At 65.9% G+C, this 18,121-nt stretch carries 16 protein-coding genes; 4 read left to right on the top strand and 12 right to left on the bottom strand.

All coding sequences use genetic code 11. The annotated features are described in order from the left end of the window. Nucleotides 1-47 precede the first annotated feature (47 nt). The 6 genes from cobA to mqo form a co-directional block, all read right to left on the bottom strand. Nucleotides 48-1,247 carry a uroporphyrinogen-III C-methyltransferase gene (gene cobA, locus MYCSM_RS11820; protein WP_015306384.1) on the bottom strand — a complete coding sequence of 400 codons (1,200 nt, stop codon included), beginning with the start codon at nt 1,245-1,247 and terminating at the stop codon, nt 48-50. Nucleotides 1,248-1,256: 9 nt separating this feature from the next. Continuing rightward, a complete protein-coding gene (locus tag MYCSM_RS11815; RefSeq protein ID WP_015306383.1) occupies nt 1,257-2,624 on the bottom strand; it encodes a cobyrinate a,c-diamide synthase in 1,368 nt (455 codons plus the stop codon). A gap of 85 nt (nt 2,625-2,709) precedes the next feature. Further along, nucleotides 2,710-3,324 (bottom strand): cob(I)yrinic acid a,c-diamide adenosyltransferase, encoded by a 615-nt coding sequence (gene cobO, locus MYCSM_RS11810; RefSeq protein ID WP_015306382.1) that lies wholly within the window; start codon nt 3,322-3,324, stop codon nt 2,710-2,712. A 10-nt stretch (nt 3,325-3,334) separates the two neighbouring features. Beyond that, entirely contained in the window at nt 3,335-5,164 is a 1,830-nt protein-coding gene (locus tag MYCSM_RS11805; RefSeq protein ID WP_083906398.1) for a magnesium chelatase subunit D family protein, read from the bottom strand. Further along, on the bottom strand, nt 5,164-5,625 hold the full coding sequence (locus MYCSM_RS11800) for a GNAT family N-acetyltransferase (protein ID WP_015306380.1): 462 nt from the start codon (nt 5,623-5,625) through the stop codon (nt 5,164-5,166). Before MYCSM_RS11800 ends, MYCSM_RS11805 begins: the two co-directional genes overlap by 1 nt. Continuing rightward, nucleotides 5,622-7,142 carry a malate dehydrogenase (quinone) gene (gene mqo, locus MYCSM_RS11795; protein WP_015306379.1) on the bottom strand — a complete coding sequence of 507 codons (1,521 nt, stop codon included), beginning with the start codon at nt 7,140-7,142 and terminating at the stop codon, nt 5,622-5,624. Before mqo ends, MYCSM_RS11800 begins: the two co-directional genes overlap by 4 nt. A gap of 77 nt (nt 7,143-7,219) precedes the next feature. On the opposite strand from mqo, the gene MYCSM_RS11790 reads away from it, so the two are divergent. Both MYCSM_RS11790 and mtr read left to right on the top strand, forming a co-directional pair. Next, the gene (locus MYCSM_RS11790; RefSeq protein ID WP_041311877.1) at nt 7,220-8,269 is read left to right on the top strand and encodes an alpha/beta hydrolase; all 1,050 of its coding nucleotides are present in this window, start codon (nt 7,220-7,222) and stop codon (nt 8,267-8,269) included. A gap of 3 nt (nt 8,270-8,272) precedes the next feature. Continuing rightward, nucleotides 8,273-9,688, top strand: coding sequence for a mycothione reductase (gene mtr / locus MYCSM_RS11785; RefSeq protein ID WP_015306377.1), 1,416 nt, complete (start codon nt 8,273-8,275; stop codon nt 9,686-9,688). On the opposite strand, the gene MYCSM_RS11780 is transcribed toward mtr, so the two are convergent. The 3 genes from MYCSM_RS11780 to MYCSM_RS11770 all read right to left on the bottom strand — a co-directional run bounded on the left by MYCSM_RS11780 (nt 9,685) and on the right by MYCSM_RS11770 (nt 14,237). Continuing rightward, nucleotides 9,685-10,788, bottom strand: coding sequence for a HoxN/HupN/NixA family nickel/cobalt transporter (locus MYCSM_RS11780; RefSeq protein ID WP_015306376.1), 1,104 nt, complete (start codon nt 10,786-10,788; stop codon nt 9,685-9,687). The two genes, mtr and MYCSM_RS11780, sit on opposite strands and share 4 nt — an antisense overlap. Nucleotides 10,789-10,857: 69 nt before the next feature. Next, nucleotides 10,858-13,305 (bottom strand): GcvT family protein, encoded by a 2,448-nt coding sequence (locus tag MYCSM_RS11775; RefSeq protein ID WP_015306375.1) that lies wholly within the window; start codon nt 13,303-13,305, stop codon nt 10,858-10,860. An 8-nt stretch (nt 13,306-13,313) separates the two neighbouring features. Beyond that, nucleotides 13,314-14,237: an LPS biosynthesis choline kinase gene (locus MYCSM_RS11770; protein WP_015306374.1), complete on the bottom strand. Its 924-nt coding sequence runs from the start codon at nt 14,235-14,237 to the stop codon at nt 13,314-13,316. Between the two features lie 46 nt (nt 14,238-14,283). Here MYCSM_RS11770 and MYCSM_RS11765 point away from each other — a divergent pair, with 46 nt between their 5' ends. Beyond that, nucleotides 14,284-15,021, top strand: a complete 738-nt coding sequence (locus MYCSM_RS11765; RefSeq protein ID WP_015306373.1) for an HAD family hydrolase — start codon at nt 14,284-14,286, stop codon at nt 15,019-15,021. On the opposite strand, the gene MYCSM_RS11760 is transcribed toward MYCSM_RS11765, so the two are convergent. Both MYCSM_RS11760 and MYCSM_RS11755 read right to left on the bottom strand, forming a co-directional pair. Further along, nucleotides 14,972-15,775 (bottom strand): GntR family transcriptional regulator, encoded by an 804-nt coding sequence (locus MYCSM_RS11760; protein ID WP_015306372.1) that lies wholly within the window; start codon nt 15,773-15,775, stop codon nt 14,972-14,974. The two genes, MYCSM_RS11765 and MYCSM_RS11760, sit on opposite strands and share 50 nt — an antisense overlap. Nucleotides 15,776-15,785: 10 nt before the next feature. After that, entirely contained in the window at nt 15,786-16,115 is a 330-nt protein-coding gene (locus tag MYCSM_RS11755) for an ArsR/SmtB family transcription factor (RefSeq protein ID WP_015306371.1), read from the bottom strand. Between the two features lie 135 nt (nt 16,116-16,250). Here MYCSM_RS11755 and MYCSM_RS11750 point away from each other — a divergent pair, with 135 nt between their 5' ends. Next, nucleotides 16,251-17,633: an HNH endonuclease signature motif containing protein gene (locus tag MYCSM_RS11750; RefSeq protein ID WP_041311871.1), complete on the top strand. Its 1,383-nt coding sequence runs from the start codon at nt 16,251-16,253 to the stop codon at nt 17,631-17,633. A gap of 132 nt (nt 17,634-17,765) precedes the next feature. Here MYCSM_RS11750 and MYCSM_RS11745 read toward each other — a convergent pair whose 3' ends face one another. Beyond that, a complete protein-coding gene (locus MYCSM_RS11745) occupies nt 17,766-18,113 on the bottom strand; it encodes a VOC family protein (RefSeq protein ID WP_015306370.1) in 348 nt (115 codons plus the stop codon). Nucleotides 18,114-18,121 lie beyond the last annotated feature (8 nt).

The following is an 18,121-nucleotide window of genomic DNA, read 5'->3' as shown; positions in this document are numbered from 1 at the left end:
TTGAGAGCGGTCATAGCCGGTTACCTTACAGTAATCTTAAGAATCCTTTAACCGCCGAAAGCCGCCACAGGGCCGATCACGATGATCGCGGGCGGCCTGATGCCCTCCTCGCGGATGCGTTCGGGCGCGTCGGAAAGCGTCGCACGCAAAGTTCGCTGAGCGGTCGTTGAGCCGTGCTGCACGACGATCACCGGCGTATCCGCAGGTCGGCCGCCTTCGAGCAGGGCCTTGGCGAACAACTCGATGCGCTCGACAGCCATCAGCAACACGATCGTTCCCGACATCGCGGCCAGGGCATTCCAATTCACTAACGATTCCGGATGGTCAGGCGCAACATGGCCGCTCACCACCACAAACTCGTGCGTTACGTGGCGATGCGTGACCGGAACGCCCGCCAGCGCAGGGACTGCTATGGCACTAGTCACACCCGGCACAACTGTGACAGGAATCCCAGCATCGGCACACGCGATCACCTCTTCGTAGCCGCGCGCGAATACGAATGGGTCGCCGCCCTTCAGCCGGACGACGAACTTGCCCGCTTTGGCGCGGTCGATGAGCACGTCGTTGATCGCGTCCTGGGCCATCGCGCGCCCGTACGGAATCTTCGCCGCGTCGATCACCTCGACGTGCGGCGCCAGTTCGGCCAGCAGCTCCTGCGGTGCGAGCCGGTCAGCGACGACGACGTCAGCATGCGCCAGGAGTCGCCTGCCACGCACGGTGATCAGCTCCGGATCCCCCGGTCCCCCACCGACCAACGCGACACCACCATGGACGACACCCGGCGTGTCGGCCGTGATCAGGCCCTGTTGCAAGGCCTCGTGGATGGCCGAGCGGATGGCAGCCGACCGGCGGTGCTCGCCTCCCGCGAGTACCCCAACGGACAACCCCTCGTATTCGAATGAGGCGGGGGTGACGGCCGTGCCTTCGCGGGCGACGTCGGCACGCACACAGAAGATATGACGGCGCTCCGCCTCGGCGACGACGGCGGCGTTGACATCAGGGTTGTCGGTGGCCGCGATCACATACCACGCGTCATCGAGGTCGCCGTCGCGGAAGTCCCTGAGCGTCAAGGTGATTCCCGGCATGCCTTCGACGGCCGGGGTGGCACTGCGAGTGATGACGTGGACGTCGGCACCGTTGGCGATCAGAAGCGGCAAGCGGCGCTGCGCGACGGTACCGCCGCCGACGACGACAACCTTCTTGCCGGTCAGGCGCAGGCCGACGAGGTAGGCGTTGTCCGAAGTCACCCGGCGAGCTTAGAGGTTGCGGCCGCTGGAGCTGAAGTGTGCCTCCGCCACGGAAACGAAGCGGGATATCGCCTGCGGATGTGCGGCGGGATGGGTGTGCAGATAGGACGCGTGCACGCCGCGGTCTACGACGCCGTCGCGGACCCGACCCGCGAAGATCCAGGCGGGTTGGTAGGTATCGGCGAATGTGACTGTGGTGCGGTGGAATTCGTGCCCCATGGCGCGATCGCCGACGGCGTGCAACGGCGAACCGGTCACCGCGACGGCCTCCCGGTAACCGAGCGTGAGCCGGTCGGTAAACCGCGCCGAGCCGGACAGCACCCCGCACATCGGATACCCGTCGAGGTCGTCGACCAGGTACGTCAGGCCCGCGCACTCGGCGTGGATCGGGGCGCCGGTCGCGGCCAGCTCGTGGATCTGTTGACGCACAACATCGTTGGTCGACAGCTCGGTGCCGAACTGTTCGGGAAAGCCGCCGGGCAGCACCAGCGCGGCGGTCTGCGGCGGCAGCGGATCGGTTAGCGGGTCGAACTCGACGACGTCAGCGCCCGCGGCGCGCAGTAGTTCGCCGTGTTCGGTGTAGCCGAAGGTAAACGCCTTGCCGGCTGCCAGCGCGACCCTGATGTTCTCGGCCGCGGGCTCGGCGACGGCAGGGCTCCATGGCCCGTCTGCCACCCGACTGGCCGCCGCTGCCGCGGCACCTGCCAGGTCCACATGGCGGCCGACAAGCTCGGTCATCGCGTCGACGGCAGCCCGCGCCAGCTCGCCGTGTTCGACGGCCGTGACAAGGCCGAGGTGCCGCGACGGGACCGACAGCTCGTCGGCGCGCGGTATCGCGCCGAACACCGGCACACCGGCGTGCTCACACGCCTGCCGCAGTACCTCCTCGTGCCGGGGCGAGCCGACCCGGTTGAGGATCACCCCGGCGAGACGCATCGACTGGTCGAACGTCGAAAAACCGTGCAGCAGAGCCGCAATGCTGTGACTCTGGCCGCGGGCGTCGACGACGAGGATGACCGGGGCGCCAAGCAGCGCGGCCACGTGAGCCGTGGAGCCCTGCGCGGTGCCGGCGGTGTCGTCTGTGATGCGCCCGTCGAAGAGTCCCATCACCCCCTCGACGACTGCGATGTCCGCACCATCGCTGCCGTGTCGGTACAGCGGACCGATCAGTCGCTCCCCCACCAGCACGGGGTCCAGGTTGCGGCCGGGCCGCGCTGCCGCGAGGGCGTGGTAGCCGGGGTCGATGAAGTCGGGGCCGACCTTGAACGGGGCCACTCGTTTCCCCGCCCGCCGCAGCGCACCCATCAAACCCGTTGCGACGGTGGTCTTTCCGCTGCCCGACGCGGGCGCCGCAATGACGACGGCGGGCGTACTCACGTCGCCTTCCTACGGCGAGCGACCGTGTTTGCACACCGACACGCCGCAAATACTGGCATTTCGCGGTCGCTCGCGGCGTCGAGACTCACCACTCGATGCCTTTTTGGCCCTTGCGGCCGACATCCATCGGATGTTTGACCTTCGTCATCTCCGTCACCAGATCCGCGGCGTCGAGCAGCTTTTGCGGCGCCTCGCGGCCGGTGATCACCACGTGCTGGGTGCCCGGGCGCGACGCCAAGGTCGCGATCACGTCATCGACGTCGACCCATCCCCACTTCAGCGGATAGGTGAACTCGTCGAGCACGTAGAAGTCGTGCCGCTCTTCGGCGAGCCGGCGGGCGATCTCCGCCCAGCCATCGGCCGCAGCCGCCGCGTGGTCGACCTCACTGCCGTGCTTGCGCGACCATGACCAACCCGAGCCCATCTTGTGCCACTCCACCGGTCCGCCGACCCCCTGCTCGTCGTGCAGTCGGCCGAGTTCCCGAAATGCGGCTTCCTCGCCCACTTTCCACTTGGCACTCTTGACAAACTGAAACACTGCGACATCGAAGCCCTGGTTCCACGCCCGTAGCGCCATCCCGAACGCCGCGGTCGACTTGCCCTTGCCCGCGCCGGTGTGCACAGCGAGCAGCGGCGCATTGCGCCTGGCGCGCGTCGTAAGGCCGTCGTCTGGGATGGTCATCGGTTGACCCTGTGGCATTCGAGTCTCCTTATGCGGCCGTGCGCACGACGCCGGTGAGCGCATCGGCGCGTAATTGTGCTAAGCGCACAGCAGGCGCACCGAGCTGGCTGGCGAGTTGCTCGGCTAAACCCAAACGCACGTATGAGGTTTCACAGTCCACGACGACGGTCGCGGCACCCTCGGCGACAAGCAGGCTGGCGGCCGCCCGGGCCCGGCCCAGTGGATCCGGCCCGCCCGTAGCGCGCCCGTCGGTGAGCACGACGATGAGGCTGCGCCGTGCCCTGTCACGCGCCTTCTCGCGCACCACCACGTCGCGTGCGGCCAGTAAGCCTTGCGCCAGTGGCGTTTTCCCGCCGGTGTCGAACCGGGCCAACCGTCGGCTCGCGATGTGCACCGAGGACGTCGGCGGCAACAACAACTGAGCGTCGGTTTGCCGGAACGTGATCACGGCCACCTTGTCGCGGCGCTGGTACGCGTCGCGCAACAGCGACAACGTCGCGCCACCGACGGCAGACATCCGGTCACGCGCGGCCATTGAACCCGAGGCGTCGACGACGAAGATGACGAGGTTGCCTTCACGGCCCTCCCTGATCGCCCGACGCACGTCATCCGGTTCGGGGCGCGGCCTGCCGGGGCGGCGCTGGCGACCCGCGGCGGCCAGCAGTGTGCCGAACACATGCACGCCGTGACCCGCGTCCCGCGCGTTGGTCGACGAGATCGTCTTGCCCGTGCGGTTACGCGCCCGCGAGCGCCGGCCAGGTGCCCCCTCGCCGACACCGGGCACTACCAGCGCCCGAGTCCGAAACACCGGCGACGGCGCGGCGTTCGGCCGGGTCTGCGAATTCGAATTACGTTGCGGCGCCGAATTTTCGGGTCTCTGGCCCGAATCCGATCCACCACCCGGCGGGTCCGGCTCGGGTTCCGGCTCTGGTTCGGCTGCGGACTCGCCGGCCTGCGCCATCGCCTCGTCGAGCTGGTCGGGGTCGAGGCCAGGATCGTCGAATGGATCGCGGCGACGGCGGTGCGGCAGCGCCAGTTCTGCGGCCACCCGAATGTCTTGCTCCGCCACGGTGTCGGCGCCTCGCCACGCTGCGTGCGCGACAGCCGTGCGTGCCACCACCAGATCGGCGCGCATCCCGTCGACGTCGAAGGCCGCGCACAGCGCCGCGATGCGCCGTAACTCGTTGTCCGGCAATGTAACCGAACTCACCCGAAGCCGGGCAGCTACAACACGCCGCGTCAACTCGGCGTCCGCTGAAGCATAGCGTTCGGCGAACGCGGCGGGATCGGCCTCAAACGCCATCCGTTGCCGGATCACGTCGGCGCGTACCTCGACGTCGCGTGACGCGTGTACGTCGACCGTGAGCCCGAACCGATCGAGCAGCTGCGGACGCAGTTCGCCCTCTTCGGGATTCATCGTTCCGATCAATACGAAGCGGGCCTCGTGGCTGTGCGAGACGCCGTCGCGCTCGACGTGGACACGGCCCATCGCGGCGGCGTCAAGGATCACATCGACCAAGTGGTCATGCAGCAGGTTCACCTCGTCGACGTAGAGGACGCCCCGGTGTGCGCGGGCGAGCAGACCCGGCTGGAAGGCGTGCTCGCCGTCGCGCAGCACCTTCTGCAGGTCCAGCGAGCCGACCACACGATCTTCGGTGGCGCCGATCGGCAATTCGACCAACGACGCCCCATCGACTTCGGCCAGCACATGCGCAAGCGCTCGCACTGCCGTCGACTTCGCCGTGCCCTTCTCGCCGCGGATCAGCACACCCCCGATCTCGGGCCGCACCGCGCACAACAGCAGCGCCAACCGCAGCCGGTCATGGCCGACGATCGCGCTGAACGGATAGCTCGGTATCACGGTGATCCCGCTCCCGCCTTGATCATCGGCACGTGCGGGATGCCGTCGTCGAGGAATTCGTCGCCGTCGCGGACGAATCCGTGCCTGCCGTACATCTCCGCGAGGTAGGTCTGCGAATTGATGCGGCACGGATAGTCGCCGACCTCAGCCAGCGCGGCCTGCAGCAGCCGGTTGGTATGGCCATGTCCGCGGGCGTTGCGTTTGGTGCAGACCCGACCGATCCGGAAGCCCTTCTGCCCGCCGGGGTGCTCCTCCATCAACCGCAGCGTCGAGATGACTTCGCCGTCGGGGCCTTCCAGCCAGAAGTGGCGCGTTTCGGCGTCGAGGTCGCGGCCGTCGAGTTCCGGGTACGGAGTGGCTTGTTCGACCACGAACACCTCAACCCGCAGCTTGAGCAGTTCGTACAGCGTCGCGGCGTCGAGGTCCTTGGCCCAGCTGCGGCGTAGCGCGACAGTCATTCGGCTGCCGTCGCGTTGCGGACGGAATCCAATTGCTCATCCAATTTCAGTACCTTTGTCCCCCACGACCAGACCTCCTCGAACAACGCCGGCTCGTTCGACAATTCGGTGCCCAGTGACGGCACCATCTCTTTCAGCTTGGGCAGCCAGGACGGATAGCGGTCGGCGAAACAGCGCTCCATGACGTCGAGCATCGCAGGCACCGCAGTAGAGGCTCCCGGCGAGGCGCCCAGCAGCCCCGCGATGGTGCCGTCGGCCGAGGACAACACCGTTGTGCCGAAGTCCAGCACCCCGCCCTTGCCCTTGACGGGCCGGATCACCTGCACCCGCTGACCCGCGGCGTCCAGTTCCCAATCGGAATCGACTGCGCGGGGGGCGAATTCGCGCAATATGTGCATCCGCTCGCTGTCGGACTGCAGTAGCTGGCCGATCAGATATTTCACGAATCCCGCCTGGGCGACCCCAACCTTGAGGATCGGCGCGACGTTGTTGGGCTTCACCGAGAACGGAAGATCGGTGAGCCGGCCGTGCTTCAAGAATTTGGGCGACCAACTCCCGAACGGTCCGAACACCAGCCAGGACTTGCCGTTGATGACGCGGGTGTCCAGGTGCGAACCCGCCATCGGCGGTGCACCCGGCGGTGGCTGGCCGTAGACCTTGGCCTTGTGCGCGGTGGTCAGATCGGGCCGATCCGTGCGCAGGAACGCGCCGCCGACCGGAAAACCGCCGAACCCGTTGGCTTCCCGTATCCGCGACTTCTGCAGAAGCGGCACCGTGCCGCCACCGGCTCCGACAAACACGAACTTGGCGTTGAGCTTTCGCTTGCCGCCGGTTCGCCTGTTGACGACGGACAGGGTCCAGCTGCCATCGGATTGCCTGGTGAGATCACGCACTTCGTGACCGAACAGCGTGACCATCCCCCGTTGCGCCGCGCGGCCGATGAGCCGTCGCGACACTGCCCCGAAGTCGACGTCGGTGCCGTCCTGCGCCCAGGCCAGCGCCACCGGATCGGAGAGATCACGGCCCTCGGCCATCAGCGGCAGTCGCTTGGCGAATTCATCTGTGTCCTCGATGAACTCCATCGACGCGAACAACGGATTGCCGACGAGTGCGTCGTGCCGGCGTTTCAGGTAACCGACGGCGCCCGCGCCACGCACGAAGCTGACGTGCGGAATGGGGTTGAGGAAGCTGCGCACATCGGGCAGCAGCCCGTTCTCGACCGCGTACGCCCAGAATTGCCGCGTCACCTGAAACTGCTCGTTGACCTGAACCGCCTTGGTGGTCTCTATCGAGCCGTCGGGCCGCTCGGGCGTGTAGTTCAGCTCGCACAACCCCGCATGACCGGTCCCCGCGTTGTGCCACGCATAGCTGCTTTCGGCGCCAGCACCGTCAAGGCGCTCGACCAACGTGATCGACCAGTTCGGTTCCACCTGCTGCAACAGCGCGGAGAGTGTGGCGCTCATGATGCCGGCGCCCACCAGGACGACGTCAGTCCGTGCGGCCTTCGGGTCAGACATCGCTGTTCAGGCTATCCCGCCGTGGTCGGATCCTCATCGGCCCGGGTCCGTCGACGTGCGCCACTAAGGTAACTGTTGTGCCTCGATGGGAGCCCGACGTGCTGCCTGGCTACTGGCAGCAGACCTTCGACCTTGGCCCGGACCCCGACGGTGAGGGCGAGCTGGCCGCCACGCTGGTGCGCCGCGGCGAGCCCACCCCGTCGGCGACCCGCGCCGTGCTGCTGGTGCACGGCTTCACCGACTACTTCTTCAACACCGAACAAGCCGACCACTTCGCCGCCCGCGGCTTCGCCGTCTACGCGCTGGACCAGCACAAATGCGGGCGGTCATGGCGCGAGGGGCAGACGCCGCACTTCACCACCGACCTGGCCCGCTACGACGCAGAACTGGAGCGGGCGCTAGATTTGATAGCCGAAGACACCGGATCTGATGTCGCCGCCGGAGCGGCTCCAAAAGTCGACCTTCTGGTCTGCGCGCATTCCACCGGGGCACTGATCGTCGCGCTGTGGCTTGACCGGGTGCGACGTCGCGGCGAGACGGCACGGCGGCGTATCAGGGGCCTGGTGCTCAACAGCCCGTGGCTGGATCTGCAGGGCCCGGCGATTCTGCGCAGCGCGCCCACGCGGGCGGCCATCGGCGCGATGTCGCGCATCAACAAGAAGCGGGTGCTGCGCCCGGCCACGGAGGGCGGATATGGGGCCACCCTGCACAAGGCATACGGCGGCGAGTTCGACTACAACCTCGCATGGAAGCCGATCGGTGGCTTCCCCGTCACGTTCGGCTGGCTGCACGCCGTCCGCCGCGCGCAGACCAAGCTGCACCGCGGGCTCGACGTCGGGGTGCCCAACCTGATCCTGCGCTCCGACCACAGCGTGCGGGAGGTCACTGACCCCGCCAAGGTCGACGAGATCCAGCGCGGCGACGCGGTGCTCGACGTCAAGCAGATCGCGCGGTGGGCGGGCTGCATCGGCAATCGCTCGACGATCGTGCCGATCGTCGACGCCAAGCACGACGTGTTCCTGTCGGTGCCCGAGTCGCGGCACGCGGCGTATCGGGCCGTGGACCAGTGGCTGGACTGGTATCTGGCCGAAACTTCAGATGCGACAACTCAATCCGAGCGAGGGTGACACGTGACCCATTTCGACATCGCGATCATCGGCACCGGCTCCGGCAACTCGATCATCGACGAGCGCTACGCCGACAAGCGGGTCGCGATCTGCGAGCAAGGCGTGTTCGGCGGCACCTGCCTCAACGTCGGCTGCATCCCGACGAAGATGTTCGTCTACGCCGCCGACGTGGCCCAAACCGCCCGCAACTCAGCGCAATACGGGGTCGACGCCCACGTCGACGGCGTGCGGTTCAGCGACATCGTGTCCCGCGTGTTCGGCCGCATCGATCCGATCGCAATGGGCGGTGAGAACTACCGACGGTCTTCTCCGAACGTACAGGTGTTCGCCAGCCACACGCGATTTCGGCCACCGCTGGCCGACGGCCGATACCGTCTGCGCACCGATGACGGCGACGAGTTCACCGCAGACCAGGTCGTGATCGCAGCCGGTTCCCGGGCCGTTGCGCCCGATGCCGTCACCGAATGCGGCGTGCCCTACCACTCCAGCGACACCATCATGCGCATCGCCGATGTGCCCGATCACTTGATCATCATCGGCGGCGGTTTCGTGGCATGCGAGTTCGCCCATATCTTTTCGTCACTCGGCAGCCGAGTCACGCTGTTGATCCGGGGCAGCACGCTGCTGCGCGGCCACGACGATGAGATCACCATGCGGTTCACCGACCTCGCCAGCAAGAAGTGGGAGATCCGCAGCCACCACGAATTAGCCGATGCGCGTGCCGTCGGCGACGGCGTCGAAATCCGGTGCACGGACGGCACGACTTTGCGTGGCGACACCTTGTTGGTCGCGACGGGCCGAGTGCCCAACGGCGACCTGCTGGACGCCGAGCAGGCAGGCATCAAAGTCACTGCCGGCGGTCAGATCGTCGTTGACGAATACCAACGCACCTCGGCGCGTGGCGTTTTCGCGCTTGGCGACGTGTCATCGGACTATCAACTCAAGCACGTCGCCAACCACGAGGCCCGGGTGGTCAAGCACAACCTGCTGCAGGACTGGGACGACACCGACGCGTTGATGCCGTCCAGTCACCGGTACGTACCGTCCGCGGTGTTCACCGACCCGCAGATCGCCAGCGTCGGACTGACCGAAAATCAAGCCCGGGCAAAGGGTTTCAACATCAAGGTCAAGGTCCAGGATTTCGCCGACGTCGCCTACGGGTGGGCGATGGAAGACACCACCGGCATCACGAAGCTCATCGTCGATGACGACAGTGGGTTGATTCTCGGTGCGCACATCATGGGTCATCAGGCGTCATCGTTGATTCAGCCGCTAATTCAGGCGATGGCCTTCGACTTGCCTGCGCAGGAGATGGCGCGCGGCCAATACTGGATTCATCCCGCGCTGCCCGAAGTTGTCGAGAACGCGCTGCTGGCGCTGTGCGGCGAGCCGCCGTGGCCACCCTCGAAACGGCACTAGGGCGCGTCAAGCGCTGGGGCCCAGCGCTTCTCGAGCTGCCCGAATCGCCAGACTGCCAGCGCGATCAACCACGCAGCGACGAAAAGCCCCACGATCATGAAGCCGACGAACTCCAGGTTCGCCGACGCGATGACCGCCAGCGGACCCGACTCCACCCCAAACCGATCGGCCACTAGGCCTGCGAGCACGATCACGCCGACGAGCAAGGCGACGATCACCGACAGCATCGTCACGGTCAGGTTGTAGTACACCTTGCGGATCGGCTGTAGGAACGCCCAACCGTAGGCCCGCGACATCAGGATGCCGTCCAGCGCGTCGAACAGGCTCATCCCGGCCGCGAATAGCACGGGCAACACCAGGATCGCGTACCAGGGCAGCGTGAACGCCGCCGTTCCCGCGGCCAGCACCAGCAGCGCCACCTGCGTCGCGGTGTCGAAGCCGAGTCCCATCAACAGCCCGACCGGGTAGAGGTGCCATGGTTTGCTCACCCGGCGCATGACCCGACTGAAAAGCCGCGCCAAGAAGCCCCGGTTCTCCAATTGCCGCTCGAGCTCGGCCTCATCGAAATCGCCGCTGCGCATCCGGCGAAACACCTTGGCGATGCCCACCGCGGCGAACAGGTTCGACAGCCCGATCAGGATCAGGAAGATACCCGCGACAAGCGAACCCACCAACCCGAGCGTCTGGAGCATCGGCGAACCCTCGTCCTGCACCGGCCCGACGACCGCACGCACGCCGATCGCCAACAGGAACGCCAGCCCGAACACCACGCTGGAATGGCCGAGCGAGAACCAGAAGCCGGCCGACAGCGAGCGGGTACGCTCACCGACCAGCTTGCGCGTGGTGTTGTCGATGACGGCGATGTGGTCGGCGTCGAAAGCGTGCCGCACGCCCAGCAGGTAGGCGGTGACGCCAAGGCCTACGCCGAACACACCCGCCGAGCCCAGCGTGATGTGCTGCGGTACCACCCCGAGCACGAGCACACCCCAGCCGAACAGGTGCAGCGCCACGACCACGCCGCCCATCGCGGCGATTGTCGGCCAGTCCCTGCGGTCGAATCGTGTCGAATCGGTCGGTTCGGGCTGTTCGACGACAGTCATGGCTCGAGACTATGCCCGCACCGCGTTATCTGTCTAGCTGAACAGATGTTCATGTGGATGGTGCCGGTGTTATGGGCGGATTCGCGCGTTGCCAGGATCGTAAAGCGGCTTCAGCGATACCGAGAGCGGGTACAGCTGCCCGCCGACGTTCACTTCGTAACTGCCCGCGTTCGCCCAGTCGGCATTGATGACGGAGCCGTCCGACGCGCGCACGTAGCCGAGCCCGATGCATGCGCCGGTTGTCTCGCCCCACGCCGCCGAGGTCACCTGACCGGCGACAGCGCCGTCGCGCATGATCAGCTCCCCGCCCCACAGCATCGCCTCGGGCGTATCCAGCCTGAATCCGACAAGTTTCTTTCGCGGCCCTTCGGCTTTGGCCTTCTCGAGGGATTCGCGGCCGAGGAACGCGATGTCCGTTTTCAGCTTGCACGCAAACAGCAGACCGGCCTCGACGGGGTTCTCGCTCGGGGTCAGTTCTCGGCCGAAGGCACGGTAGCCCTTTTCCAGGCGTAGCGACTCGATCGCGTAGTAGCCGCCGCGGCCCGCACCAGCCTCTATCAGGGCCTCGTAGACGACGACCGCGAATTCGGTGGGAACGTAGAGCTCCCAACCCAATTCGCCGACATAGGTGATCCGGGTGGCGCGTACGGTGGCGTAACCCAGTGAGATCTGTTGGCTGGTGGCGAACGGGAACGCCTCGTCGGACAGGTCGGCGGACGTCAACGTGGACAGCAAGTCGCGCGACTTCGGGCCCATCACCCCGAACACCGCGTACGCCGACGTCATGTCGACCAGTGAGGCGCTGACACCGTCGGGCAGGTTCTTGCGGATGTGGTCCTTGTCGCGTTCGGTGGTGGCGGCGCTGCTGATGATGAGGAATTCCTCTGGCCCGGTGCGGGTGACCGTGACGTCGGACTCGTAGGTGCCCCGCTCGTTGAGCATTCCGGTGTAGACCGACGTGCCGACCTCGACGCCGACATCGCCAGTGCACAGCCATTGCAGCGCCGCCTCGGCGCCGGGACCGACGAGTAGGTACTTCGAGAACGAAGTCTGGTCGAACACGGTGACATTCGTGCGCGTGTTGGTCTGCTCGGCGGCAGACCATGGCAGCCAGTTCGGCTTCCCCCAGGTGTATTCGATCGTCGACGTGACACCGCCGGGTGCGAAGAAGTTCGCGCGCTCCCAGCCCATTTTGCTGCCGAAGTTGGCACCCGCCGCCTCCAGTAGGTGGTGCACCGGCGAGCGACGGAATGGTCGTGCGGTCGTCATTTCGCGGTTGGGCCACGGGATTTCGTAGTGGATGCCAAGCACTTCGGCCACCCGATCGCGTAGCCAGCGATTGTTCCCATTGAACGGTGCGAAGCGGCGGATGTCGACCCCCGTCAGGTCGCTTGTCGCTGCTCCGTTGACGATCCACTCGGCAAGCGCGCGACCCGCACCGCCCGCGGTGGCGATGCCGACCGAATTGAACCCGGCGCCGACGAAGAAGTTGGCAACCTCAGGGGCCTCCCCGAGAAGGAATTGATTGTCGGGGGTGAAGCTCTCGGGCCCGTTGTAGAACTTCTTGATGCCCGTCACTTCGAGCGCGGGAATGCGCAGCAGCGCATTGGTCATCAGGATCTCGAAGTGGTCCCAATCCTCGTCCAGGAGTTGGAATTCGAATGGATAGGGGATCTTGTCTGGTGAAACCCACGGTTTGGCCTCGGGCTCGAAGCCGCCGATGACCAGGCCGCCGACCTCCTCCTTGAAGTAGGTGTAGCCGTCGGGGTCGCGCAGGATCGGTAGATCCGGATGCACGCCGTCGATGCGCTCGCTGACCACGTAGAAGTGTTCGGCCGAGTGCAATGGCACGTTGACTCCGGCCATCGCGCCGACCTGTTTGGCCCATTGGCCCGCGCAGTTGACGACGATCTCGGCCTCGATGTCGCCGAGGTCGGTGCGCACACCACTGGCGCGGCCGCTGTACGTGAGAACATCTGTCACCCTGACCTTTTCGATGATGCGCGCGCCGCGCATCCTGGCACCTTTGGCCAGGGCGAAGGTGAGGTCGGTGGGGTTGGCCTTGCCGTCGCCGGGCAGCCAGATCGCGCCGACGAGATCGTCGACGCGCATCACCGGATAGTGCTCGAGCGCCTGCTCACCGGTCAGCAGCTCGCATTCCATGTTGAACGCGGCGGCGTTGGCTGCGGTGCGGCGCAGCTGGATCATCCGGTCCTCGGTTCGCGCGACCGTCACTCCCCCGCATTGTTTGTAGCCTGCGGACAGCCCGGTCTCGCCCTCCAGCTCGGCATACAGCTGCGTCGAGTACTGCACCAGACGGGTTGCGCTCTCTGAGGCACGCAGCTGGCCGACCAGTCCGGCCGCGTGCCATGTTGTGCCGCAAGACAGTTGGCCCTGTTCAAGCAGCACCACGTCGGCGATCCCGAGCTTGGTCAGATGGTAGGCGACGCTGGTGCCGATGACGCCGCCGCCGATGATGACGACATGAGCGCGTTCGGGTAGCGATGTGGTGGCCATGAAGGTTCTTAGTCTCCTGCGTGAACGTCGTCGAGAAGGCGGATGAAGTGCGGGTTGTTGAATTCGGCGATGGCGGCTTCGTATCGCTCCATGCCCCAGCTCCAGAAGTCGAATTCGAGTGCACTGGATGCGCTTTGGATGCAGCCCCACAGCGTCCAGCCGTACTTGGCGACAATGCCCTGCAGGTGCGCCCTCGCGGTCTTGTGTCTCAGCGCCCGGCCGTAGTAGGTGGTGACAAGTTCGTCGAGCTGGTCGGTGGACAGGCCGCACTCGCTCCAGATGTTGCCGAGCTCGAAGCAAGGATCGTTGTTGCCGGAGTACTCATAGTCGATGATCCAGACGCGGTCACCGTCTTCGATGAAGTTCTCTGCCAACAGGTCGTTGTTGCACGGCACGGTCGTCTGATCGGTGGCAGCCAACGCTGTCCGGATCCGGCCGAAAACGTCGGTGTACTCCAGATAGTCGGGTGGCAGCTTGAAGCCGTTGTCCAGCACGGTTTTCAGGTATTGCGGCTGACGCTCGAACATATCGAAGCGGCCACGGAATCTCGGCCCCGCGTGCAATGTCCGGCATCCCACAGCGACCTTGGCGATCACCTCCGGCCGCTGAAAGTCACTGTTGCGCAGCGTCTTTCCAGGTAGATATGCCAGCAGCAGGATGCCGAGATCGGGGCGGTAGTCGATCACCGGCGCACCGACACCGGCGCGTTCGGCGGCGACGGAGTTGTGGTACTCCGCGTCGCGGTCGATGGCCAGGAAGTTCGCCGAGGACTCGGTACATCGCGCGACGTAGATCGCGTCGGGGGTGGTCACCTTGACATTGCGATTGGTCAGGCCGCCAGACAATTCCTCCAGTTGCCGCGGCCGTCCGGCGAGCGCCGGAATCTGCTCCAGCGCCGCGTCGAGCTGGGCATCGGTCGACGGAAACGGCATCGGTTCACTGTAACCTCCGCCCGGTTAAAGGTCTAGACTATTGGGCATGCCGTCGACCGAGGTGATCGAAGCATGGTTACGTAGTCCCGACCCCGCCGTCGTCTTCGACTTCAACGGCACGCTGTCGGACGATGAGCACATCCTGTTCGACATCTTCCGCGAGCTGTTCCGCACCCATCTCGGCTGGGCGATGACCGCAGAGGATTACCGCGCCGAGCTTTTGGGTCGCAGCGACCGCGAGATCATCGAGCGCGCGGTGACGCGTCATGGCCGCGGCACCGAAGAGGAAATCACCGAGCTGCTGCGGTTACGACAGGGCGTGTACAAACAACGGGTCGCCGAGCACAACCCGATCGGCGCGGCCGCCGCGCAGCTGGTGAAGTTATTGGCGGACAACGGGATTCCCGTTGGCATCGTCACGGGTGCCCAGCGCGACGACGTGCTCGCGGTCCTGAACGGCAGCCCCGCCGGCGAGTTGATCAGCTTCCTGATCGCCGAGGAGGACGTCAACGACGGCAAGCCGCACCCTGAGGGGTTTCAGACTGCGGCGGCCAAACTGAACCGCGAGCCCCGCGATGTGCTGGTCTTCGAGGATTCGGTCCCCGGCGTGCAAGCCGCAGTGGCCGCAGGCATGCACTGCATAGCCGTCTGCGCCGACGAGCCCTCTGCCGATCTGCGAGCCGTCGCCCCGGCGATCGTGACCGAGTTGTCTGCCGAACTCGTCGCGGAGCCCCTCAGCCGCTGGCGTCGCGGACAGCCGAGTCCGATTCCACCCGCGACTTGATCCGGATTCGCGCGCGATCGGAGCGGTGGTAATCGCGGGAGAACTCGACCGCAATGCCGTCCTCGGTGAAAGACGTGCGGGTGATCAACAGCAACGGGCTTGCCGGTGCGACACCGAGGATTTCGGCCTGCTCGTCGTTGGCCTGCGTGGCCTCGAGTTCTTCGTCGGCCGAGTACGGCGACGCGTGGTATTCCCGCATCAACGCGTACAGCGAGCCGGTGAGATCCGCGGACAGCAACCCGGGAAAGACCGCCGCAGGCAGATACGCCTCCTCCAACACGATCGGTTCGCTATTGGCCAGTCGCGCGCGCAGCACCTCATGCACCTGAGCGCTGCGGGTGAGCCCAAGGGCCTGTCGTACATCGGCCTCGGGCCTGCGGGTCGTGGCGCGCAAGACCCGCGCGCCTGCTTCGACACGGATCCGCCGCATCTGCTCGGTGAAGCCGGGCAGGCTCGCGTGGTCGAATTCGAATCGCGGTGCGGAGACGAAGTTGCCGCCGAACCGGCCGCGTCGGCGATCGATCAGACCCTTGGCTTCGATCGCGCTCAGCGCCTGTCGCAGCGTCATCCGGCTGACGCCAAGCGCGTTGGCGATCTCCACCTCGGACGGCAGTTTGTCGCCGGGCGCCAATGTGCGGGACACGATCAGCTGCTCAAGCCAACTGCCTATGCGGGAATGGGCGGGTAATTCGCCGGCACCGGCCAGGTCCGGGCGCTCCGCCAGCAGCGGATCGTCCATCGTCAACACGCGCATATGGCAGCTTTCAGCCGTGCCTGGCGCCGATCCGGTGCAGCAGATCGTGCACGATCTCGTCTTCGAGCCGATAGCTGACCAGCCGGCCAACACGCGTCGAGGAGACCCAACCCTGCTGCCTGAGCACCCGCAATGCCTGGGAGACCGCGTTCTCCGATCGGCCGAGCGCCGCCGCCAGGTCACCGACGCAAATCCCCGGCGCGCGGTGCAGCACGAGCAGTATTTCCAGCCGATTGGGGTCGGAGAGCAGGTCGAACCGCTGCGCCCACCCCGGGGTATCGACGTCGGCGAGCGCCGACGATGCACGTTGCACCGTCTTCTGATCAGCCGGTTGCGTCACCCGTCAAGGCTAATCCCTTGGACGCAATACCTGACGGCACCGACACATGCCGGAAGTTGTCCCCGGTGGTGAACTCATCCACAGGTTGTCGGTTGGGTATGGCCGGGTGGCGGTGGCTTCTGGAGAATCGAATGTGTGTTCGAAGGATGTGGGAATGCGGAATTGCTTGACCTGATGGGTGATGCCCAGCAGGGCGAGCGTGCCGCGTTTGCCCATCAGTTGATGGCCATCGGCCGCTACACCGTCAATCGCATCGATGAGCAGACCGATGAGCACAACTTCTGGGTGGTCGATGGCTGGGAGCAGATCGCCGCCGAGATCAGTGCCGAACTCGGGATCAGCCGCCAACGCGCCTCCTCACAAATGCATTATGGCCAAACCCTGATCGAACGCTTCCCACGACTGGGTGCGGTGTTTGTGGCCGGGCTGGTCGACTTTCGGGTGATCGCCGCGGCGATCTTTCGCACCGACCTGATTCATGACCCCGAGGTGTTGGCCGGCATCGATGAGCAGTTGGCCGCCAAAGCGCCGGCCTGGAACACACTCTCGCGGGAGAGGATCTGCGAGCTGGTCGACTGGATGGTCATCGACGCCGATCCCGAGGCGGTGCGGATCGCCAAGCAGCGCGATCTGGATCGCCATATCGAGGTGCGGCCCAGCCAGAACGGGACCGCCGAAATCTATGGTGAGGTCCGCGGCCCCGATGGGGCAGTTTTCGATGCCGCCCTCGACGAACTGGCGGCCACCGTGTGCCCGGATGATCCGCGCACCACCACCCAGCGTCGCACCGACGCGCTGAGGCCGCTGGCCGCGCGGGCGATGAGCATGCCGTGCCTGTGTGGCTGCCCCGACTGCCCCGCCGCCGGCACCGAGGCGTCCTCGACTGCGGTGGTGATCAATGTGATCGCCGAAGCCGCCACCCTCGACGGCAGCAGCGACAAACCCGGGTATCTGCCCGGCTACGGCGCGGTGCCCGCGGCCACGGTCGCCCAGATGGCCACCACCGCCTCCCTGCGGCCGGTGCCCACCGCCAAAGACCTGGGTGCCGAGCCGAATTACCGCCCCTCAGCGGCGTTGACCCGGTTCGTCCAGTGCCGCGATCTGACCTGCAGCTTTCCTGGCTGCGATCAACCCGCCATCAGTTGCGATATCGACCACAGCGTGCCCTACCCGTACGGGCCGACCCACCCGTCGAACAATTCGCTGAAATGCCGGATTCACCACCTGCTGAAAACCTTCTGCGGCTGGACCGACTCCCAACTGCCCGACGGCACCATCGTGTGGACATCACCCAGTAAACGCACCTACACCACCAAACCCGTTGGAGCGCAGTTCTTTCCCCAACTCGCCACCCCCACCGGGGCATTACAACTACCGAATAATCCACCGCCCGAACCGAATCGCGACTTGGCCATGCCCAAGCGAAAACACACCCGCACCCACGACCGCACCCGGCGAATCGAATACGAACGCGCTTACAACCGCGCCCGATACGCCGCCGACCCACCACCCTTCTGACTCCGAGCCGTGCAGCTGCATGCGCACGTCACGGTCGTCGTCGACGAAGCGGCGGCCGGACAGCTCAAGAACGCAGACTTCTACCGGTACGCGCTGAAATACAAGCCGGTCCAACAGAAGTTCTGAGCCTCGCTATTCCGGCTGATTCAACTCGATGAAATTGCCGAACGGATCATGCAGGAACGCCTGGTGCCCGGAGCCGGCGATCAGCGGCACCCGGTGCACTTCGACTCCATGCTCCTGAAGGTCGGCCACCGCGGCGTCGATATCGTCGACACGGATCGCGAAGTGGTTCGCACCGGGCGGCTGTGCGTCGGATTCCATCAGGTGGACCTGCTGACCGCCAGCATCGAGCCAGAAACCCGGGCCGACGTCCGGGCGAGGCAGTTGCGTCATCCCGAGCACGTCGCGATAGAAGGCCAAACCCTTTTTCGCATCGGCGACGCAGATGGCGACGTGGTGTACACCGGCGGGCTTCATCTCTCACC

Origin of the sequence: Mycobacterium sp. JS623, from assembly GCF_000328565.1 — a bacterium.
In the GTDB taxonomy this organism is placed as follows: Bacteria; Actinomycetota; Actinomycetes; order Mycobacteriales; family Mycobacteriaceae; genus Mycobacterium.
This window is presented reverse-complemented; position numbering and strand designations above follow the sequence as displayed.